This is a genomic window from Mycobacterium sp. 4D054 (assembly GCF_052245755.1).
In the GTDB taxonomy this organism is placed as follows: Bacteria; Actinomycetota; Actinomycetes; order Mycobacteriales; family Mycobacteriaceae; genus Mycobacterium.
This window is the reverse complement of the sequence record NZ_JBQQCF010000012.1, coordinates 39,585-60,374: the sequence shown is the minus strand read 5'-3', so window position 1 is coordinate 60,374 and position 20,790 is coordinate 39,585. Positions and strand designations below refer to the sequence as shown.

Annotated in this window: 20 protein-coding genes; 14 read left to right on the top strand and 6 right to left on the bottom strand. The window is 68.1% G+C overall.

The window, feature by feature from the left end; genetic code table 11:
- Positions 1-32 precede the first annotated feature (32 nt).
- Both ACTWP6_RS11390 and ACTWP6_RS11385 read right to left on the bottom strand, forming a co-directional pair.
- A complete protein-coding gene (locus ACTWP6_RS11390) occupies positions 33-1,394 on the bottom strand; it encodes an aldehyde dehydrogenase family protein (protein WP_260751100.1) in 1,362 nt (453 codons plus the stop codon).
- Positions 1,395-1,408: 14 nt separating this feature from the next.
- Positions 1,409-2,926, bottom strand: a complete 1,518-nt coding sequence (locus ACTWP6_RS11385; protein ID WP_260751101.1) for an APC family permease — start codon at positions 2,924-2,926, stop codon at positions 1,409-1,411.
- Between the two features lie 156 nt (positions 2,927-3,082).
- Between ACTWP6_RS11385 and ACTWP6_RS11380 the strand changes: the two genes are divergently transcribed.
- The 9 genes from ACTWP6_RS11380 to ACTWP6_RS11340 all read left to right on the top strand — a co-directional run bounded on the left by ACTWP6_RS11380 (position 3,083) and on the right by ACTWP6_RS11340 (position 11,312).
- Positions 3,083-3,823, top strand: a complete 741-nt coding sequence (locus ACTWP6_RS11380) for a FadR/GntR family transcriptional regulator (RefSeq protein WP_260751102.1) — start codon at positions 3,083-3,085, stop codon at positions 3,821-3,823.
- Positions 3,820-4,572 carry a PDC sensor domain-containing protein gene (locus tag ACTWP6_RS11375; protein WP_443187710.1) on the top strand — a complete coding sequence of 251 codons (753 nt, stop codon included), beginning with the start codon at positions 3,820-3,822 and terminating at the stop codon, positions 4,570-4,572. The genes ACTWP6_RS11380 and ACTWP6_RS11375 overlap by 4 nt, the downstream gene beginning before the upstream one ends.
- Positions 4,573-4,681: 109 nt before the next feature.
- A complete protein-coding gene (locus ACTWP6_RS11370) occupies positions 4,682-5,884 on the top strand; it encodes a cytochrome P450 (RefSeq protein WP_443187709.1) in 1,203 nt (400 codons plus the stop codon).
- Between the two features lie 13 nt (positions 5,885-5,897).
- Entirely contained in the window at positions 5,898-6,086 is a 189-nt protein-coding gene (locus ACTWP6_RS11365; protein WP_260751105.1) for a ferredoxin, read from the top strand.
- 6 nt (positions 6,087-6,092) lie between these two features.
- Positions 6,093-7,478 (top strand): glutamine synthetase family protein, encoded by a 1,386-nt coding sequence (locus ACTWP6_RS11360; protein WP_443187708.1) that lies wholly within the window; start codon positions 6,093-6,095, stop codon positions 7,476-7,478.
- Positions 7,475-8,191 carry an ABC transporter substrate-binding protein gene (locus tag ACTWP6_RS11355; RefSeq protein WP_260751108.1) on the top strand — a complete coding sequence of 239 codons (717 nt, stop codon included), beginning with the start codon at positions 7,475-7,477 and terminating at the stop codon, positions 8,189-8,191. The genes ACTWP6_RS11360 and ACTWP6_RS11355 overlap by 4 nt, the downstream gene beginning before the upstream one ends.
- Positions 8,192-8,908, top strand: coding sequence for a gamma-glutamyl-gamma-aminobutyrate hydrolase family protein (locus ACTWP6_RS11350; RefSeq protein WP_260751109.1), 717 nt, complete (start codon positions 8,192-8,194; stop codon positions 8,906-8,908).
- Positions 8,905-9,801 carry a gamma-glutamyl-gamma-aminobutyrate hydrolase family protein gene (locus tag ACTWP6_RS11345; protein ID WP_443187707.1) on the top strand — a complete coding sequence of 299 codons (897 nt, stop codon included), beginning with the start codon at positions 8,905-8,907 and terminating at the stop codon, positions 9,799-9,801. The genes ACTWP6_RS11350 and ACTWP6_RS11345 overlap by 4 nt, the downstream gene beginning before the upstream one ends.
- A complete protein-coding gene (locus ACTWP6_RS11340; RefSeq protein ID WP_443187706.1) occupies positions 9,798-11,312 on the top strand; it encodes a PucR family transcriptional regulator in 1,515 nt (504 codons plus the stop codon). The genes ACTWP6_RS11345 and ACTWP6_RS11340 overlap by 4 nt, the downstream gene beginning before the upstream one ends.
- Here the strand turns inward: ACTWP6_RS11340 and ACTWP6_RS11335 are convergent.
- Genes ACTWP6_RS11335 through gabT form a run of 4 tightly spaced genes read right to left on the bottom strand, consistent with a single transcriptional unit; the run spans position 11,248 to position 16,411 of the window.
- Positions 11,248-12,375, bottom strand: coding sequence for a CaiB/BaiF CoA transferase family protein (locus ACTWP6_RS11335; protein ID WP_260751111.1), 1,128 nt, complete (start codon positions 12,373-12,375; stop codon positions 11,248-11,250). The two genes, ACTWP6_RS11340 and ACTWP6_RS11335, sit on opposite strands and share 65 nt — an antisense overlap.
- Positions 12,372-13,832: an aldehyde dehydrogenase family protein gene (locus ACTWP6_RS11330; RefSeq protein ID WP_260751112.1), complete on the bottom strand. Its 1,461-nt coding sequence runs from the start codon at positions 13,830-13,832 to the stop codon at positions 12,372-12,374. Before ACTWP6_RS11330 ends, ACTWP6_RS11335 begins: the two co-directional genes overlap by 4 nt.
- Positions 13,829-15,037, bottom strand: a complete 1,209-nt coding sequence (locus ACTWP6_RS11325; protein ID WP_396884203.1) for an acyl-CoA dehydrogenase family protein — start codon at positions 15,035-15,037, stop codon at positions 13,829-13,831. Before ACTWP6_RS11325 ends, ACTWP6_RS11330 begins: the two co-directional genes overlap by 4 nt.
- A 21-nt stretch (positions 15,038-15,058) precedes the next feature.
- Positions 15,059-16,411: a 4-aminobutyrate--2-oxoglutarate transaminase gene (gabT, locus tag ACTWP6_RS11320; protein ID WP_443187705.1), complete on the bottom strand. Its 1,353-nt coding sequence runs from the start codon at positions 16,409-16,411 to the stop codon at positions 15,059-15,061.
- A gap of 127 nt (positions 16,412-16,538) precedes the next feature.
- On the opposite strand from gabT, the gene ACTWP6_RS11315 reads away from it, so the two are divergent.
- The 5 genes from ACTWP6_RS11315 (at position 16,539) to ACTWP6_RS11295 (ending at position 20,788) form a co-directional block, all read left to right on the top strand.
- Positions 16,539-17,078 (top strand): cysteine hydrolase family protein, encoded by a 540-nt coding sequence (locus ACTWP6_RS11315; RefSeq protein ID WP_443187704.1) that lies wholly within the window; start codon positions 16,539-16,541, stop codon positions 17,076-17,078.
- Between the two features lie 144 nt (positions 17,079-17,222).
- A complete protein-coding gene (locus ACTWP6_RS11310) occupies positions 17,223-17,474 on the top strand; it encodes a CDGP domain-containing protein (protein ID WP_443187703.1) in 252 nt (83 codons plus the stop codon).
- A 40-nt stretch (positions 17,475-17,514) separates the two neighbouring features.
- Positions 17,515-17,868 (top strand): Fe-S protein, encoded by a 354-nt coding sequence (locus ACTWP6_RS11305; RefSeq protein WP_443187702.1) that lies wholly within the window; start codon positions 17,515-17,517, stop codon positions 17,866-17,868.
- A 40-nt stretch (positions 17,869-17,908) separates the two neighbouring features.
- Positions 17,909-18,787 (top strand): alpha/beta fold hydrolase, encoded by an 879-nt coding sequence (locus ACTWP6_RS11300; protein ID WP_260751118.1) that lies wholly within the window; start codon positions 17,909-17,911, stop codon positions 18,785-18,787.
- Positions 18,788-18,820: 33 nt separating this feature from the next.
- Positions 18,821-20,788 (top strand): flavin-containing monooxygenase, encoded by a 1,968-nt coding sequence (locus ACTWP6_RS11295; protein WP_443187701.1) that lies wholly within the window; start codon positions 18,821-18,823, stop codon positions 20,786-20,788.
- Positions 20,789-20,790 lie beyond the last annotated feature (2 nt).

Here is a 20,790-nt window from a genome sequence, read left to right as displayed (position 1 = left end):
AAGGCGGCGCCGACACCCGGGGCACTCAGGCGTCAGTCGGCGATCACGTAGACCTGCTTGTTGACGAACTCGTCGATGCCCAGTGCGCCCAGCTCACGTCCGAAGCCGGAACGCTTGACGCCGCCGAACGGAATGTCGGGCCCTTCCCCGGCCGGGGTGTTGACGTTGACCATTCCGGCTTCGAGCCGTCGGGCGACCTTCTCGGCGCGGCCGACATCGGTACTGAACACCGACGCCCCGAGACCGAACGCGGAGGAGTTCGCGAGCGCGACGGCCTCGTCGTCGTCACGAACGCGGTAGATGACCGCCACCGGGCCGAACAGCTCCTCCGTGTAGGCCCGCATGTCGGGGGTGACGCCCGTCAGCACAGCAGGGGTGTAGAACGCCGTGGGTGCCTGGCCGAGCACACCACCGGCGTGCAGCGTGGCGCCTTTGTCGACGGCGTCGGCGACCTGAGCGGCGACGGTTTCCGCCGCCGCCCGTGAGGACAGCGGAGCAATCTCGGTCGATGTGAGGCCGGCTGCCAGCGAGGTCAATTCGGCGACAAAATCGTCGTAGACGTCGTCGAGGACGATCATGCGCTTGTTGGAGTTACAGGCCTGTCCCATATTGTAGGTGCGGAAATCCCAAGCGGTGCGCGCCAGTTCGCCTGCATCGCCGTCGAGGACGATGAACGGGTCGGAACCACCGAGCTCCAGCAGGCATTTCTTCAGTGCCCGTCCGGCGGTGGCGGCGACGGCGGCGCCGGCACGCTCGGATCCGGTCACCGAGACGCCCTGCACGCGATCGTCTCCGATGATCGCCTCGACCTGATCGAACGTCGCGAACAGGTTGGTGTACACCCCGGCGGGTACGCCGGCGTCACGCAGCAATTCGGCGATCGCCAACGCGCACTGAGGAACCGATTCGGCGTGCTTGAGCAGAAGCGTGTTGCCCAACAGCAGATTCGGTGCGGCGAAGCGGGCCACCTGGTAGACGGGGAAGTTCCACGGCATCACCCCCAACAGCACACCGACCGGACGGCGCCGGACCATTGCGGTGCCTCCCGAGAAGGTCGGGATGGGCTGGTCGGCCAGCAGTGCCGCACCCTGATCGGCGTAGAACTCGAAGATGGACGCGGAGAACTCCACCTCACCGGTGCCCTCGTCGAGTTTCTTGCCCATCTCCAGGCGTGCCAGCTCGCCCAGATCTGTCGCGCGCTCCCGCAGCAGCCGTCCGACGTTGCGCACCACCTCCAGCCGGACCTGCAACGGCTCCTCGCCCCATATCCGGTAGGCCTGGTCGGCCGCGGTGAGCGCCGCGGCGACCTCGGCGTCGGTCGTGGTGTCGAACGTCGCCAGCACTTCACCGGTGGCGGGGTTCAGTGTCCGGTACGGCGGCTGCGTGACGGTCACGGGGAGTCCTTCTCCTATTTCTTGGTGGGGATGGCGTCGGCGTACGGTGCCGTGCTCTTGCCGTGTAACGGGTGAATCGTCATGTAAATCAATCCGATTCCGATGACGACTGCGGCCGACAGCGGCACGATCCAGTTGTCGTACCAGGGGGCGTCCGGGGTGCGGGGCCAGGCCATGTTGACCATCGCGATCACTCCGTAGACCAACGCGGCGATGTTGACCGGCACACCCCACTTGCCCAGGGTGTACTTCCCGCTGGGCACCCAGCCTTTCAGGCGGGCCCGCAGCGCGGCGAGGACGACCATCTGGAAGCCGATGTAGATGCCCAGAGCGGCAAAGCTGATGATCTTGGTGATCGCATCGGTGGAGAACTTGGATCCGAGGATGATCAGCGCAGGCACCGCAGCAGCCAGCAACAACGCGTACGGCGGGACGTGGCGCGTGGGCGAGAACTTCTTCAGAAGAGAACTTCCCATGATCATCTCGTCGCGCCCGTACGAGTACGCGAGCCGGCTCGCGGCGGCCTGCAGGCTCATCGCGCACGACAGGAACGACAGCAGCACGATCACCAGGATGATCTTGGAGCCGACCGGGCCGAAGGCTTCGGTGAGCACCGTGCTGACAGGATCGGTGTCCTCGCCGGCGATCACGGCAGGGATGTCGGCCACCGACAGGACCAGCGCCAAGCACACGAAAGTTGCTGCAGCTCCGCCGATATAGATGGTGCGGCGCATCGCCTTCGGGATCAACCGGCCCGGGTCGGGCACCTCCTCGGCCACGTCACCGCACGCCTCGAAGCCGTAGTACTGGTACAGGCCGATCAACGCGGCAGCGGCGAACGCCCACATGTAGTTGCCGTCGCCACCGGCGCCGAAGCTGTCGAAAATGATCCCGATGTTGTGTTCACGGTGCGCGATCAGCAGCCACCCCCCGACCACGAGGGCCCCGATGATCTCGGCGCTGAATCCGATGATCGCCGCTTTGGCAAGCACTTTCGTACCCATGAAGTTGATCACGGTGGCCAGCGCGAGCAGCAGCAGCGAGAACACGATGACGTTGTTCACCGTCGCTTCGATGCCGAACGCGGCGGCGATGAACGGCCCGGCGCCGTAGGTCACCGACGCGATGGTGACCAGAAGGGCCGCCAGGTACACCCAGCCGGTCATCCATGCATATCGTCGTCCCCACAGGCGTCGTGCCCAGGGATAGACCCCGCCGGCCACCGGGTACTGCGCCACGATCTCGGAGAACACCAGGGCGACGAGCAGCTGCCCGACTCCGACGATCAGCAGACTCCAGATCATCGGCGGGCCACCGGTGGCCAGTGCGAACGCGAACAAGGTGTAGATGCCGACGACGGGGGACAGGTAGGTGAAGCCGAGTGAGAAGTTCGCCCACGGGCTCATGTCCCGTTTGAACTCCGATTTGTAGCCGAGCGCGTGCAGGTGTGCAGCGTCGCTCCCGTCGTGGAACTCGTAGTAGCCCTCGGCATCGTTGCCGCGGGCGTCGGAAGTCGGATGAGTGGTGGACATGAGCCTGCTTTCTGCCGGGAGTTGGGTATGCAGGAATCCAAGTGAGCGAAAAACTACAGTCCTATTGTTTAACCGGCAACAGGAACGGAAGAATTTGTCGAAAATCGGGTAGGTTTCCGTCGTCGGACCTACCGGATGTGCGGGAAAGGAGCGCCGGTGTCGTCGTTGTCGCCGCTCGTTGCCGCCGAGGCGCCGGTGGGCCGTGCCGACGAGATCGTCCAGCGGATCACCGAAGCCATCCACCTGGGGCTGCTCGACGACGGTGAACGACTTCCGGTGGAGGTCGACCTGGCCGCCCAGTTCGGGGTGGCGCCGATGACCGTGCGAGAGGCCCTGGCGACACTGCGTGAACAGGAGCTGGTCGAGACCCGCCGTGGGCGCAGCGGCGGATCCTTCGTGCGGCGCCCGGCGGGGCCTCCGGTGGACAAGCTGACGGCGCGGCTGGCGGCCATGAGCGCCTCGGACATCCGGGATCTGTTCGACGAGCACACCGCGATATCCGGGCAGGCGGCCCGGCTCGCGGCAGAACGCGCGGCGCCCTATGCGGTGCGCCGGCTGTTCGCGCTGACCGACCAGCTCGGCGCCGCGGCCACCCTGGGCGACCGCATCCGTGCCGACAGTCGTTTCCATATTCAGGTCGCGATCGCCTCGCAGTCCTCACGGTTGGCGCGACGGGAGGCCAACCTGCAGGCCGAGGCGGCCGGGTTGGTGTGGCTGCCGGTCGGGCAGCAGATCGACGTCGCCGCCCACGTCGAGGAGCAGCACGCCATCGCCGCGGCGGTGGCCGCCGAGAATGCCGAGGAAGCGCGCAGGTTGGCCGAGGCCCATGTGATGGGTCAGCTCGCCCGGCTGACCCAGGTGAACCTCGACCTCACCGCCACGGGGGAAGGGTCATGACCTCGACATCGCTGGCCCGCCGCCTGGCCGAGGACGCATCGCGGTCGTTGGAGCCGCTGTACGAGATGCTCGGGGAGATCGCCGACGAGGTGGTGCGGAGCCGCCCGCCGCGCGCCGCCCTCACCGAGGCGCATTTCAGCGGCTTGCAGCGCCGCCTCGCCGAACGATTGCGCGACGAGTTCGCCGTGTGGGGCATGGGGTTCATCGCCGCACCGTTCGTCGTCGACGGTTTTGAGCGCTATCTGGCGTGGTGGCAACGCAACAACGACCGGGTGGCACGGCTGCGGCTCAACTTCGACCCGACGAGCATCGACGTCTACGACTATCTGCAGATGGATTGGTATCAGCTGGCCAAGCGAGGGCAGGCGCGCGTCGCGTACGGGCCTTACGTCGACTACAGCGGATCCGACATGTACACGATCACCGCCACGATTCCTGTTGTCGCCGACGGAACTTTCCTCGGAGTCGCGGGCGCCGATCTGGTGGTCGGCGAGGTGGAGCGCAAACTGGTGGAGGTGCTGCGCCAGACCGATGAGGACGCGGTCGTCGTCAACGCCGAGCGCCGCGTCATCGCCGCCAACACGTCTCGCTGGTTGGTCGGATCCCGGTTGCCGGCGATGCCCGTGGCCGGCACGACGGCGGATCCTGCAGGGTTCCGCCAGGTCGCGGAAATGCCACTCGGGACGGGTTGGGTCGTCGCCATCGGGTGGCCCGAAACGGATGCCGCGGGGCCCGATTCGCAGGCTTAACGCCGCGTTACCGACTTTTAACGAGAAACCTTCGTCAACCCGTTGACATTAAGCATCTACTTCTAGAGTATTTAGTGACCATTCGGTCGCACTCGCGGAGGTAGCACTGATGACGTCGACCACTCTGAATTCCGTTCCCAGCTTCGAGGTGTCCGATCCGGCGTTTTCGATCACCTCGGACGAGGTGCATGCCGCCCGGGAGCGCAGCTGGTACGCCACCACCGAATACGGTCTCGCGGTGCTCCGCTACGAGCAGGTCAACCGGCTGCTCAAGCATCCCAAGCTGCGGCAGGGCAGCGCTGCGTGGCCGGCCCACAACGGTGTGACCGAAGGGCCGTTCGCGGACTGGTTCGCCAGCTGGATCCTCAACAAGGAGGGCGACGAGCACCACCGGCTGCGCCGCCTGATGAATCCCGCGTTCTCCAACAAGCTGATCGGTAACCTGGTGCCGCGCTTCCAGGCGCTGGCCACCGAACTCATCGACGGTTTCGCCGAACCCGATCGCTGTGAGTTCGTCAGTGAGTTCGCCGAGCCCTATGCGGCCCGGGTCATTGCGATCATGCTGGGCATCCCCGAGGGTGAGTGGAAGGTCATCTCCACCGAATCGGCCACGATCGGCCTGGCTCTCGGGGTCACGATCCGCGAGGATCTGCCCAGGATCGAGGCCGCGCTGAGCACGCTCTACGAGTACTGCGACGGGCTCATCGCCGACCGGAGGGTCAACCCGCGCGACGACTTCGTCACCACGCTGGTCAATGCATCGCGGCCCGAGGACGGCCGGCTCAGTGACACCGAGCTGCGAGATGCCATGGTGCTGTTGATCTTCGGTGGCTTCGACACCACCAGGAATCAGCTCGGCCTGGCGATGCAGACCTTCATGGCCCACCCCGACCAGTGGCGACTGCTGGCCGCACGGCCCGATCTCGGCGGCAAGGCCGTCGAGGAGGTCATGCGGGTCAACCCGACGGTGCGATGGGTCACCCGCGAGGTGCTGGAAGACTTCGAATACGAAGGCGTCACGCTGACTGCAGGCACCACCGTGCACCTCTACAGTGAGTCTGCCGGCACCGACCCCCGCGTGTTCGAACCGGGTTTCGATATCACCGCAGAACGCAAGCCGCACTTCGGGTTCGGAGGTGGGGCCCACCATTGCCTCGGACATTTCGTCGCCCGGTCCGACATGAGCGAGGCGTTGCCGCTGCTGGCCCGCCGGTTGCTCGACCCGCACGAACTGCCCGGCGCGACCTGGTTGCCCGACTCGGGCAACACCGGTCCGATCACGCTGCCCATCGGCTTCACGCCCGCCCACTGAAAGGAACGCCGAAATGCACGTCACCGTAGATCTCGCCAAGTGTCAGGACCACGGCCAGTGCGCCATCGCCGCACCTGCGGTCTTCTGGCTCAACGACGACGGAAACCTGGAATACGAGGGAAATCCCGACGATTCACAGCGCAGCTACGTCGAAGACGCCGCCGATGTCTGCCCCGCGCAAGCCATCTCCATCAAGGAATGAGCGGCCATGACCATCACACCCCTTGACCTGCACCGCGAGGCGAACGCCGGCAGCCCGGAACTCACCGCCGCGCTGTCCACCATCGCCGACCGCGGCGTCGAGTACGTGTACTTCCAGGCGATCACCATCACCGGTCGGGTGGTCGGCAAGGTCGCTCCTGCGCGGCATTTCGAGCGTCTCGCGATCCGCGGCGTGCAGCAGCACCAGACCGCGATCGCGAACCTGCAAGGGACCCGCGAGGGCATACTCCTGGCCGGCGGGGTCAACGCTCCGGAATACACCGCCGTCCCGGACCTGGACACGTTCGCGGTGCTTCCGTGGGACACCAGCTTCGCCCGCGTGTTCTGCCGCCTCTACGAACCGGATCACCTCTCCGACCGCGCCGGCGCCGAATTCGCCTGCGACACCAGAGGACTGCTGCGCCGGATGCTCACCGGCTTCACCGACCGGACCGGTCTGGAACTGCGCACCGGCTGCGAACCCGAGATGACCTGGCAGGGCGACGGACTGGAGGCCCAGTTCCGCCCCGGCTCCAGCCCGGCCTACCACATCGAGCATCTCGAACGGAATCGGCCGATCGTGAAGAAGGTCGTCGAGTACGCCCAGGCGCTCGGACTGGACATGATCGAAGGCGACTACGAGGACGAGTTCCAGGTCGAACTCAACTTCATGTACGACCGCGCCGATCTCACCGCGGACCGGCTCACCACCTACCGGCAGATCTGCAAACAGGTGGCCCGCGAACTCGGCATCCACGCCAGTTTCATGCCCAAGCCGGCCACCGGCATGATGGGCAACGGATGCCACCACAACTTCAGCCTGTGGCGCGACGACGTCAACGTGCTCGCCGAGCCCGGCATCACCGAACTGCATCTGTCCGAACTCGGACGGCACGCGCTCGGCGGGCTGCTGGCACACTCCGCGGGTGCCATGCTGATCAACGGCTCCACGGTGAACTCGTACAAACGGTACTGGGATGCCGGACAATTCGCTCCCTCGCGGATCAACTGGGGTCTGGACAACAAGACCTGCACGGTCCGGCTCTCGGCTGTCGGCCGCCTCGAGTACAAGCTGCCCGACGCCGCCGTCAACCCGTACCTGTCGCATGCGGTGATCCTCGCCGCGTGCGAGGACGGCATGAAGAATGCCACCGACCCCGGACAGCCCACCCAGGGTTCGTCCTACGACGCCCCCGTCGACGGCCGGTTCCCGGCGCTGCCGCTGACGCTCGGTGAGGCGATCGGGGCCTTCCGCGCCGACGAGGTGCTGAACCAGGCGTTCGGACCGGAGTTGTCAGCATTGCTCGTCGACTTCCACGCCGATGAGTGGGCTCGTTTCTGTGGACACGTGACCGAATGGGAGCGCGAGATGTATTGGAATGACGCACCGTGACCGGGGCTTCGGACGCGCTGAGGCTGGCCTGCCTCGACGCCGAGGCGCCGCCGCTGTTCTCGCTGTGGACCCCGGAAGCCGGACGGAAAGGTTACGAACCGGGCGTCGCCGAGATCCTCGGGGCCGAACTCGGCCGGCCGATCGAATGGGTCAGGGTGCCGTGGGTCGACATGATCCCGGCGGTGCAGCGCGGCGACGCCGACGCGGTGCTGTGCGGGCAGGGCATCACGGCCGCGCGGCAGGAGCAGGTCGACTTCACCCGTCCGTATGCGATCTTCCACGAGGGTGTGCTGGTTCGGCGCGGCTCCGGCATCCACGCGCCGGAGGACCTGGTGGGCTGCAGGGTCGCTGCGATCGAGAACAGCACCAACATGGCGCTGGCCCAGACGTTCTCCGGGGCTGAGCCGGTCGCGTTCGGTGCGGGGTCAGACGATGTGTATGCCGACATGCTGGCCGCGCTGTCGGCCGGCGAGGTGGACGCCGTGGTCGACGACGATGTCGTCTTCGTCCCGCTGGGTGCCACCCACCCCGACTACGAGCTGGCGTTCACGGTGCCGACCGGCAACCGGTGGGGCATCGCGGTGGCCAAGGACCGTCCCGACACCCTTGCCGAGCTCGACGGGGCGCTGGACCGGCTCATCGAGTCCGGGCGGCTGCGCAAAGTCTGGGAGGAATGGTTGCCGACGCTCGACTACCCGTTCGCAGGGGACTGAGTGACCCGACCGTTGGTGGCGGTGGTGGGACGCCGGGCTGCGCAGGTGCCGATTCTGCGCTTCTCGGCGACTCTCGCCGCGGAGGCCATCTGCGAGGCGGTGTGGGCCGCCGGTGGCGAACCGGTGATCCTGCACGGGCCTGCCGCCGACCCGCTGACCGAGCTGCCGCGGCGGCTGAGGCGCTTCGACGGGGTGCTGCTGCCCGGCGGCGCCGACGTCGAACCGAGCCGGTACGGGGCCGAACCGGCACCCGAGACCACGGGCGCGGTGGCGTTCCAGGACGACTTCGACCTCGGCGTCACCCGGGCGGTGATCGATCTCGACATGCCCGCCCTGGCGATCTGCCGGGGCATGCAGGTCCTCAACGTCGCCCTCGGCGGCACCCTGACCCAGCACGTTGTCGAGACAGAAACCTTGCATCACAACGCGATTCACCATGTGCATGTCAAACGGGGATCGCGGCTGCACGCGATCGTGGGCGTACAGACCATCGACGTCTCGTCCTATCATCACCAGGCCATCGACCGGCTTGCCCCCGGTTTGACCGTCTCCGCTCTGGCCGCCGATGGTGTCATCGAGGCCGTCGAGCACCGCCGCGCGGATATCGTGGCGGTCCAGTGGCACCCTGAGGACCGCCACGCCGACTCCGTCACCGACGCGGCCCTGTTCGCCGATCTGGTGGACCGCGCCCGCAAACGAAAGGACTCCAGCACATGACCGCCGTCGACCGGGTGCGCCCGCAGGATGTCGCCCCGGAGCGTCCCGCCCCGGAGAAGCCGCGCGCCCACGTCTGCGTCCTCGCGTCGCTGAACTACCCCGAAATCAGCGCCGAGGACGTCGCGCTGATCCGGCGCTTCACCCGCGTGGCGCTGAACACTCTCGTCGACCTCGGTGCCGGTTTCGAGCTCTGGGACACCACTGTCCCGCTGGAAAACCCGGCTGCCGCTGCGAATTTCGACGGTCTGCTGCTGCTCGGCGGTGGCGACATCGACGCGTCCTGCTACGGCGGGGCGGCGCAGCACCCGAAGTCCTACGGGGTGGACGCACGTGCCGACCGCGATGCGTTCGCCGCGATCGCCGCGGCCGAGGCGGCTGGTCGACCGATCTTCGGTATCTGCCGCGGCTCCCAATTGCTCAACGTCGCCCGCGGTGGCACCGTCATCGGTGACATCGTCGATTACGCGCTGCATCACGGCGCGCCGGGCGAACCGGAGTTCGTCGACGAACCGATCGACATCATGCCGGGCACCCGGCTGGCGTCGATCCTGGGCACCGAGCGGGTGACCGGACGATCCGGACACCATCAGGCGGTGGACACGCTCGGCCGCGGTCTCGTGGTCGCAGCCCGTGCGCTCGACGGCATCACCGAGGGGGTCGAGGATCCCGACAAGTTCTACCTGGGCGTGCAGTGGCACCCCGAGGACGACGACGGGCCGGAAGAAGACCGGATGCGGCTGTTCGCCGCGTTCGTCACGGCCGCGGAGCGCTCCCGAGACACCACGGCCGCGGAGCGCTCCCGAGACACCACGGCCGCGGAGCGCTCCCGAGACACCACGGCCGCGGAGCGCTCCCGACTGACCGGTGCCGCCGCGGCGGCGTCGCAGGGGTGATCACCGCACGGAACCTGTGTCAGGTCGACCATCTCGGCCTGATGCTGGTCGCGGGCCGGCAAGGCGCCACGCGCGACATCGCCTGGGCCCATGCAATCGAGTTGGCCGATCCGACACCGTATCTGAGCGGCGGTGAACTCGTGATGACCACCGGCATCAACATCGGCGTCGACACCGGGGCGCAGGCAGCCTACGTTGCGCGGCTGGCCGCGGCCGGTGTCTCGGCGTTGGCGGTGGACACCGGCACCACGCTCTCGGAGGTTCCCTCCGGTGTGCTCGCTGCCGGAGACGCACACGGTGTTCCGGTCTTGCGGGTGCCGGCGTCGACGCCGTTCATCGCGATCGCCCGCGTCGTCATCGACGCCGTGAAGGCCGACCAGCTCCGCGCCGTACAGCACGTCGTCGACCGGCAGGAGGTGCTGGCGCGGGCGACGCTGCGCGGAGGTATCCCCGGCGTGGTCGGCACGCTGGCCGAATGCCTGTCCTCTGTCGTCGTCGCGGTCGGCGCGGACGGACGTGTGCTCGCCACCGGCGGGACCGGCGACCAACGGCTCATCTCGGCGCTGGCGGAGTCGGCCACACGCGGCGGCTGCCGGGCCGCGGCCGTGGTGTCCGACGGTGACGCGCTGCTGACCATCCAGAGGCTGCGCGCCGGTCAGGCCGTCCGCGGGCATCTCGTGGTGCGCACCGTCGCCCCGCTGTCGGATACCGAACGCCTGCTCGTCGCCCACGCGGTTTCGCTGATCTCCCTCGCGTTGGAGAAGCCGGCCCGTGTGGTCGATGCCGAACAACGTCTGCGCTCGGCGGTGACGCGGGAGCTGCTGGCCGGGCACGGCACCGTCGACGACGGCGTGCTGCGGTACTTCGGCTTCGACCCCGCCGACGAGGTGACCGTGGTGGTGCTCGACGGTGTGGGACCTGTGCTGGCCGCCGAGGACAGCCTGGGCCGCTCGCTCGCCGGGACCGGCCCCTACCTGATGACCGCGAGCGGAGCCGACATCGCGATCGTCCTACCCGTCAACGGAAGCCGGGACCGTATCGACACAGTGCTCGCCGGACTCGTGCCGTCACCCGGCGGGGGAGCCAGCCGGCCGGTGCTGCTCACCGACATCGGCGCCGGCCTGCAGCAGGCCCGCATGGCCGCACAGTCCGGCACGGGCAGTTTCACCTCATTCGGCGACCTCGGGCCACTCGGATTCCTTCTCGACGGACGCAGCCCATCCGAATTACGGATGCTCTCAGGTGATCTCGATTCCCTCGAGGGCCAGGACGGCGACCTGATCCGGACCTTGGCGGTCTACCTGAGGCACAACGGTCAGACCGAGGCCGCAGCCGCCGAACTGCGCATTCACCGGCACACGATGCGCAATCGGATGCGGCGCATCCGCGTGCTGCTCGGCGACGATCTGAGCTCGGCGGATTCGCGCACCCGGCTGTGGCTGGCGGTCAAGGCCCGGCAGTTGTTGCAGAGCCGTCCGCCCCCAGCGCCGGCGGTCCACTGCGGTAGGTGACCGGGGTGGCAGACATCGTGATCGGGTTGGCGACCTGAGGCGCCGGGCTGCCCGGCACCTGCACCGTCGCGTCGATGCCCAGGCTCTCGGCGAACGCGAACGCCTCGGCCAGATCGTTGATCGGGCCGGCCGGCACGCCCAGCTTGGTCAGCGTGTGGTACCAGTGGTCGGCGCCGTGCGCCTTCAAGGCCGGTTCGATCAACGTGCACAACACATCCCGGTGGGCCACTCGGTCCGGGTTGGTGACGAAGCGCGCATCCCGGGCTAGTTCGGGCATGCCGATCGCAGCGCTGAACGCGGTGAACTGCTTGTCGTTGCCGACGGCCACCGCGATCGGACGGTCCGCGGTGTCGAACGTCTGATACGGCGCGATGCTGGGATGCCGGTTACCCATCATGGTCGGAACCACGCCGGCACCCAGGAAGCCGGATGCCTGGTTGACCATCGACGACAACAGAACGGAGAACAGATCGGTGTCCACGCGTTGCCCCTCACCGGTGCGGCCGCGGTGGGCCAGCGCGGCCAGAATCCCGCTCAGCGCGTGCAGCCCGGCCAACACGTCGACCAGCGCCACGCCCGCCTTGGTGGGGTCCTCACCGGTGCCTGTCACGCTCATCAAGCCGCCGACGGCCTGCACCAGCAGGTCATACCCGGGCAGGGACGCCCCGCCGCCGCGGCCGAAACCGGTGATGGCGCAATAAATCACATCGGGGCGGATCGCACGCAGATCCTGGTAGCCCAGCCCGAGTCTCTCCATGGTGCCGGGCCGGAAATTCTCCACGACGACGTCCGCCCCGGCGACCAGGTCGCGGGCCGCCTGCTGCCCGTCGGGGGAGGACAGATCGAGCACCACGGAGCGCTTGTTGCGGTTGACGGCGTTGAAATACGTGGCCACGCCGGAGGCATCGTAGGGCGGTCCCCACTGCCTGGTGTCGTCGCCGGTGCCCGGCCGCTCCACCTTGATGACCTCGGCGCCGAAGTCACCCAGCATCATCGTCGCGTACGGGCCGGCCAGCACGCGGCTGAAGTCGACGACGACGACGCCGTCGAGGGCGCCGGTCACGAACCTGCCCTGCCGCCACGCAGATACACGGTGGTGGTGTGGGTGAAGAAATCGCGCGCGGCCGGGCCCTGCTCCTTGGGGCCGAGCCCACTCTTCTTCGCCCCGCCGAACGGGACATGGGGGTCGGCGCCCGCCGACTCCGAGTTGACGTGCAGCACCCCGACATCGATCTGATCGACGGCCTGCAGGGCGCGGGTCAGGTCCTGGGTGAAAACCGCTGCAGAGAGCCCGAACTCGCTGTCATCGGCCAGCGCGAACGCCTCGTCGGCGTCGGCGGCGCGCCGGATGGCCAGCACCGGCCCGAACAGCTCGTCGGTCCAGACGTCGGCGTGGGCGCCGTCGAGTTCGAGGATCGTCGGCGCGACGAAGTAGCCATGGGCCAGCATGCCCTCGGTATAGGGCCGGCCGCCGGTGAGCACCGTGGCGCCCTGGTCGACAGCCGCGTCGACGCCGGCCGAGATGGACTGCTGGGCCGCGGCGCTCACCACCGGTCCCATCTGTGTCGCGTCGTCGACAGGGTCGCCCACACGCAGCTCCCGGGCGCGCGCGAGCAACGCGTCCCGGAAGCGGTCGGCGATTCCGGCCGTCACGATCAGACGCGAAGTGGCCGTGCACTTCTGGCCGGTGGACCGGAACGCGCCCAGCATCACCTGCTCCACCGCGAGGTCGATGTCGGCGTCGTCGAGCACCACGGCGGCGTTCTTGCCGCCCATCTCCGCCTGTGCCGGCACACCTCGGGCCGCGGCCGCGGCCGCGATCCGACGTCCCACAACGGTGGACCCGGTGAAGGTGATCCCGTCCAGGCCGGGATGGTCGACCAACGCTTCGCCGATGTCCGAGTCGCCGATCAGGAGGTTGAGCACACCCGGCGGCAGGCCGGCGTCGGTGAGCGCCTCCGCGAGTCGGATCGCCAGCAGCGGAACGGTACTCGCCGGCTTCCACAGCACGGTGTTGCCGTAGACCAGCGCCGGTGCGATCTTCCATGCCGGGATCGCGATCGGGAAGTTGAACGGGGTGATGACGCCGACGACGCCCAGTGGCTTGCGGGTGATGAGAATCTGTTCACCGGCGCGGGGTGAGGCGAAGATCTCGCCGGCCTGCCGGTCGCCCTCGTTGCCGTAATAGCGCAGGATCTGGGCGGCCCGGCGCACTTCGCCGACGCCTTCGACCCGCGTCTTGCCCTCCTCGACGGCGAGCTCGAGCCCCCACGGTTCGGCGTTGCGCTCGACCAGGTCCGCCGCGGCCAGCAGCACCGCGCCCCGCTGGTGCAGCGGCGTCGCTGCCCAGGATGTGTTTGCCGCGGCCGCCGCGGCGACCGCAGTGTCGACATCGCCTGCCACGGCGCAACTGCCCTCGGCCACGACGACATCCGGGCGGGCGGGGTTCACACTCAGCAGCGACTGACCCCTTCCGTCGATCCAGTGGCCGCCGATCAGATGCCGTACCGATGCCGTCATGAGCGGAATGCCGCGTGGCCGGTCAGCGCCTTGCCGATGGACAACAAGTGCATTTCCGAGGTGCCCTCGTAGGTCAGCACGGACTCCAGGTTGTTGGCGTGGCGCAGTGGCGAGTACTCCAGCGTGATGCCGCTGCCGCCCAGCACTGTGCGGCACTCACGTGCGATGGCCAGCGCCTCGCGTACGTTGTTGAGCTTGCCGAGGCTGATCTGTTCCGGACGCACGCCCTCGGCGTCCTTGATCCGGCCCAGGTGGATGGCCAGCAGCATGCCCTTGCCCAGTTCGACGCTCATGTTGGCCAGTTTCTCCTGAGTCAGCTGGTAACCGGCGAGGGGTTTGTCGAAGACGTCACGGGTCTGGGCGTAGGCGATCGTCGTCTCCAGGCTGTCGCGGGCGGCGCCGAGCGCACCGAACACGATGCCGAAGCGGGCCTCGTTCAGGCAGGACAACGGAGCGCTCAACCCGACAGCCTCCGGCAGCTGCGCCGACGCGGGTAGCCGGACGTTGTCGAGCACCAGCTCCGAGGTCACCGACGCCCGCAGCGAGAGCTTGCGGTGGATCGCGTTCGCTGTGAATCCTGGTGTGTCGGTGGGCACCAGGAAACCCCGGACACCTTCGTCGGTCTGCGCCCACACGGTCGCGACGTCGGCCAGGTTGCCGTTGGTGATCCACATCTTGGTGCCGTTGAGCACCCAGTCTGCGTTGTCTCCGGCGCCGTCACGCCGGGCGCGGGTGCGCATGCCGGCGGGATTGGAGCCGAAGTCAGGTTCGGTCAGGCCGAAGCACCCGATGGCCTCACCCGAGGCCAGCCGCGGCAGCCACTCGTTCTTCTGCTCCTCGGAACCGTAGCGGTAGATCGAGAACATCGACAGCGAGCCCTGCACCGAGACGAAGCTGCGGAAGCCGCTGTCGCCGGCCTCCAGCTCCAGGCAGGCCAGTCCGTAGCCGACGGCGTTGGTGCCGGCGCAGCCGTAACCCTGCAGATGCATGCCCAGCACGCCGAGCTGGCCGAAGCGGCGGCCGAGCTCACGGGGCAGCGTGGCCGACTCGAACCAGCCCTCGATGTTGGGTCGCAGTTCGGTGTCGACGAATTTCCTTACAGTGGCCGCGATCTCACGTTCGTCGTGTTCGAGCAAGCGGGCGGTGTCGAACAATTCCAGCGGCGAGTAGACGGACTTCGTGCGCGGTGCGGTCATGGTGGTCATCGGGTCAACTCCTGGTCGGGACTACAGGGCGGCGAATCCGTCAGCGAGGACGTCGAACGCCTCGGTGAGCAGCTCGTCGGGAATGGACAGAGGCGGCAGGAACCGCAGCACGTTGCCGAAAGTGCCTGCGGTCAACGTCAGTACGCCGTTGCGCTGACAGTGCGTGGTGATCGCGGCCACCGCGTCGCGGTTGGGCTCGCCGCTGCCGGGCACCACGAGCTCGGCGGCGATCATGGCGCCGCGACCGCGGATCTCGCTGATGACGTCGGTGGTGGCGGCGATGTTTCGCAGCGCCGCGGTCATCGCGTCGCCGACGGCGCGGGCGCGCTCGACCAGTCCGCGGGTCTCGATCTCCTCGAACACACCCAGTGCGGCCGCGCATGCGACGGGATTGCCGCTGTAGGTCCCGCCGATCCCGCCGGCGTGGGCGACGTCCATGACGTCGGCACGTCCGGTGACCGCGGCCAGCGGCAGCCCGCCGGCCAACCCTTTGGCGGTGGTGATCAGATCCGGCACCAGTCCGTCGTGTTCGCTGGCGAACCAGGCGCCGGTGCGCGCGATCCCGGTCTGTACCTCGTCGGCGACCAACAGGATGCCGCGCTCGCGGCAGAACTCGGCCACCGACTGCAGGAAGCCCTCGGCGGGCACGATGAAACCTCCCTCGCCCTGAATCGGTTCGACCACCACGCAGGCCACCGCGTCCGCGCCGATCTGCGCGTCGACGAGTTGGGCGAACTGTGCGAAGGCCTCCTCGGCGCAGTTCTGTGGACCCGACGGCCAGCGGAACGGGTAGGCCATCGGCGCCCGGTAGACCTCGGGTGCGAACGGTCCGAAGCCGTGCTTGTACGGCTGGTTCTTCGCCGTCATCGTCATGGTGAGCAGCGAGCGGCCGTGGAAGGCGTGGTCGAACACCACCACCGCCTGCCGGCCGGTCGCCGCGCGCGCGTATTTGACCGCGTTCTCGACGGCCTCGCTGCCGGTGTTGAACAGCGCGGTGCGTTTGGGGTGGTGGCCCGGCGTGAGCCGGTTCAGTCGTTCGGCGACCTCGATGTACGGCTCGTACGGGGTGGCCAGAAAGCAGGTGTGGGTGTACTCGGCCAGCTGTGCCGTGGCGCGCTCGACGACGGCCGGCGCCGAGTTGCCGACGGTGGTGACCGCGATCCCGCTGCCGAGGTCGATGAACGAATTGCCGTCCACGTCGACGATCACCCCGCCGCCGGCCGCAGCCACGTAGACACCGGCGCCGCTGGTCAGTCCGGCCGGAAGGGCGGCGCTGCGGCGCTGCGCGAGTTCGACGGAGCGGGGGCCGGGGATCTCGGTGTGCACCCGGCGGACCTGCGCGAGTGCGGGGCCGCCGATCAGAGACGCTGTCATGGGGTCAGCGTAGGAACCGGCGGGCGCGGTCGCGTATCGCCGTGATGGACAGCGGCGCCGCCGGACATGTCCATGTCGGCGCTGGTCGACCGGATTCAACCCGCGCCGGTGCGGTTATCAGTACGGCATGAGTGATACCGCGCTGCTGGTGATCGACATGTTCAACACCTACGACCATCCCGACGCCGAGCAGTTGGCCGACAGCGCCGCCGACGTGGTCGAACCGATCGCCGAACTCGTCGCCCGGGCCGCCGAACACGACGGCGTCGACCTCATCTACGTCAACGACAACTACGGCGACTTCACGGCCAACCACATCGACATCATCAAGGGGGCGCTCGAAGGCGCTCGCCCGGAGCTGGTCCGGCCGCTGGTGCCCACGCCCGACACACGCTTTTTGACCAAAGTGCGTCACAGCGCGTTCTATGCCACCCCGCTGGACTATCTGCTCAGCCGCCTCGGTGCCCGCCGGATCATCCTCACCGGACAGGTCACCGAGCAGTGCATCCTTTACACCGCCCTGGACGGATACGTCCGTCACTACGACGTCGTGGTGCCACCCGATGCGGTGGCGCACATCGACGGGAAGCTCGGCGAGGCGGCCCTGGAGATGATGGGCCGCAACATGAAGGCGGAGCTGTCCAAGTCGACCGAATGCCTGCCTTGACCGCGTAAAACGCCTGTGCGCGGCCGGGCGGCGGGAGGACAATCGAGACGGATGCATGTACCGGAGGTCGGTGCGTGTCTCCTCGGGCATCGCATGGCTTCCGGGTCTGCCGCCCCACCGGGGCGGTGGGGAAGGAGTGATGTCATGAGGACGAGGAGAGTGGTGAAGGCCGCCGGCGCGGCAGCGGTGTTGGTCACGTCCGGGCTCGTCGCCGCTGCGCCGGTGTCCGGGCAACCGTGCACCGGGCCCAGCGGCATGTACGGCGGCAACGGCGGCGGCCGCTGCGACTATCCACCGGATCCCGACGGTAGTTTCATCCGGTGCGACACGGTCTACGTGCTCGGCATCGGCGGGACGAACTGCTACCGGGTGCCGCCGGGCACGCCGCCGGTGTGAGTTGCCGCGGAGGTCACCCCCGCTGGGGTAGCCTCACGGCATGGAAGTACTACGTTCTGTAGTTGTTTTGCTGCACATCGTCGGCTTCGCCATCACGTTCGGTGCCTGGGTGACCGAGGCCGCCGCCGGCCGCTTCCGCATCGCCCGGGTGATGGACTACGGCGTGCTGGTCTCGTTGGTGACCGGTCTCGCACTGGCAGCGCCCTGGCCCGCCGGGATCGACCTGAACTATCCGAAGATCGGGATCAAGCTGGTGATCCTGGTCGTCCTCGGCGCACTGCTCGGCATGGGCAGCGCCCGGCAGAAGCGCACCGGCGAGGCGGTGCCACGCCCGCTGTTCTACGGGGTCGGGGTCCTGTCGTTCGCTGCGGCGGCGCTCGCCGTGGTGTGGTGACGTCTGTCGCTGCTGCTCGCCGGCCGCCTACCATCCGGGGATGACCTCTGCGCCGGAGCACTTCCTCACCGACGGGCACGGCGGCGTCCGGATCGTCGCCGACCGGCTGGGGGAACCCGGCGCGCGTGCCGTGGTGTTCCTGCACGGTGGCGGTCAGACCCGGCGGTCGTGGGGCAAGGCCGCTGCCGCGGTGGCCCGCCGCGGCTGGCAGGCCGTCACCGTCGACCTGCGCGGCCACGGCGAGTCCGACTGGTCGCCCGACGGTGACTACCGGGTGGCCAGCTTCGCCGCCGACGTGGCCGCGATCCTGCACCGGTTGCCGCCGCACCCGGTGCTGGTGGGCGCCTCACTCGGGGGTCTGACCTCGATGCTGCTCGCCGGTGAGCTCGAGCGTGGCATCGCCGCGGCGGTCGTCCTCGTCGACATCGTGCCCGACATGGACCCCTCGGGCGCGCAGAGAATCCACGCGTTCATGGCCGAGAAGATGGTCGACGGCTTCGGCTCGCTCGACGAGGTCGCCGACATGATCGCCGAGTTCAACCCGCACCGGCCCCGTCCGTCGGACCTCGACGGCTTGCGAAACAATCTGCGCCGCAGGGGAGACCGCTGGTATTGGCATTGGGACCCGCAGTTCATCGACGGATCGGCGGCCAAACCGCCGCTCGAGGTCACCGACACCGACCGCCTGCACACGGCCGTCGACGCGATCCTGTCCGACGGGGTGCCGATGCTGCTGGTGCGCGGTCAGGTCAGCGACCTGGTCAGCCGTGAGCGCGCCGAGGCATTTCTTGAGCGCTTCCCGCAGATCGCCTTCGTCGACGTCGACGGCGCCGGACACATGGTGGCCGGGGACCGCAACGATCTGTTCGCTGACGCGGTGCTCGAATTCCTGGCCCGTGTCGAAGTCGCCAAACCGTGACCATCCACTGACCGCCGCGCGTATGGTCGGTCCGTGCCGCATCTCACTGCCGAGGACGTGCGCAGCCCCGAGCTGACCCGCTTGACCGGACTTCCTTTCGATGACGACGACGGGGTGCTGCGCGCCGCGATCGACGACGCCAGCGTGCCGGCACTGCTGATGTCGATGGTGCACATGACCGGCGATCTGCGGATCCTCGACGAACTGCCGCGCCCGTTCATGCTCATCGCGATGGACCTACAGGGCGGGATGACCGAACCGGACAAACAGACGGTGCGCGACAAGGCATTTCAGGTCGCCCGCGACTACCGCGACCGGGGGTGCCCGGCACCGTTCGTGCCCGACAGGCATCAGCTACGGGTGATGCTCGACGTCATCTCCGCCGGCCAGGTCACCGACGAACTCGTCGACTACATCGCCGCCGACCTGCGCGTCACCGATACCGACCAGAACGGCCCCGTGCCGGTGTCGACCCCCGAGCAGCGTGCGGGGTTCCCGGTCGTCGTGATCGGTGCGGGAGAGGCGGGACTGCTGGCCGGCATCAAGCTCAAACAGGCCGGCGTGCCGTTCACCATCGTCGAGCGGCAATCCGGCGTCGGTGGAACCTGGCTGGCGAATCGTTATCCGGGCTGCCGGGTCGACATCGCCAGCCAGTACTACACGTACTCGTTCGAGCCGACCGACCACTGGGAGCACCACTACGCCACGCAACCCGAGATCCTGCAGTACCTGCGCGACGTCACCGACCGCTACGGCATCGCCGAACACATCCGCTTCGACACCGAGGTCACCGGCGCGGTGTGGGACGAACAGGCCGCCCGCTGGCAGGTCCAGGTACGCGGCCGAGACGACGTCGACGGCGCCGTCGAGGAACTGACCGCCTGTGGGCTGATCTGCGCCGTCGGCCAGTTCAGTACCGCGGTCATCCCGGACATCAAGGGCGCCGACGACTTCACCGGGCCGTCCTGCCACACCGCGGACTGGGACGACACCATCGAGGTGGCCGGCAAACGCGTCGCGGTGATCGGCGCCGGCGCCAGCGGATTCCAGCTCGTTCCGGCGATCGCCGGCACCGCCGCGCACGTCGACGTCTACCAGCGCACACCGCAGTGGATGGCGCCCAATGTGCACTACCACGAGGCCGTCAGCGCCGCCGCCCGATGGGCGATCCGGCACCTGCCGTACTACGGCCGGTGGTTGCGCTTCGTGTCATGGTGGCCGATCGCCGACGCGCTCGACGAGCAGATCACGATCGACCCGGACTGGGACACCGGTGGATTATCGGTCAGCGCAGGCAATCAGGGGATCCGGGACATGTTCATCGCATGGATGCGGGCCTTCACCGACGACGAGGAACTTCTCGCCCAGGTGACCCCGATGTATCCGCCGATGGGCAAGCGCACCCTGCAGGATGACGGCACCTGGCTGACCACCCTGCAGCGCAACGACGTCGAACTGGTCACCGCCGGGATCGCCGAGATCACCGCAGACGGGGTCACCGACGTCACCGGAATGCACCGTCGCGCCGATGTGCTGGTGTGGGCCACCGGATTCGACGTCAACCATCAACTCGGTCCGATCGACATCCGCGGCACCGGCGGGGTCGGGCTCAACGAGGTGTGGGGTGACGCCGCCTTCGCCTACCTCGGCGTCACGGTGGCGGGCTTCCCGAACTTCTACTGCATGTTCGGCCCCGGCACCAACGCCGTCAACGGCGCCAGCATCATCTACAACTCCGAGTGTCAGATGCGCTACATCCTCGGCTGCATCGACATGACCTTGGCCGCCGGCGCGGCCTGCGCCGCCCCCAAAGCGCAGGTGTGCACCGATTACGACCGCCGCAGCCAGAACCGGTTGAAATCGATGGTCTACGCCCATCCCTCGGTCAGCAGCTACTACAAGAACAGCGCCGGGGAGCTGCCGACGCTGTTCGCGTGGCGCATCGCCGACTACTGGAAATGGACGAGTCGGCCCGACGTGGCCGACTATGAACTGAAATGAGT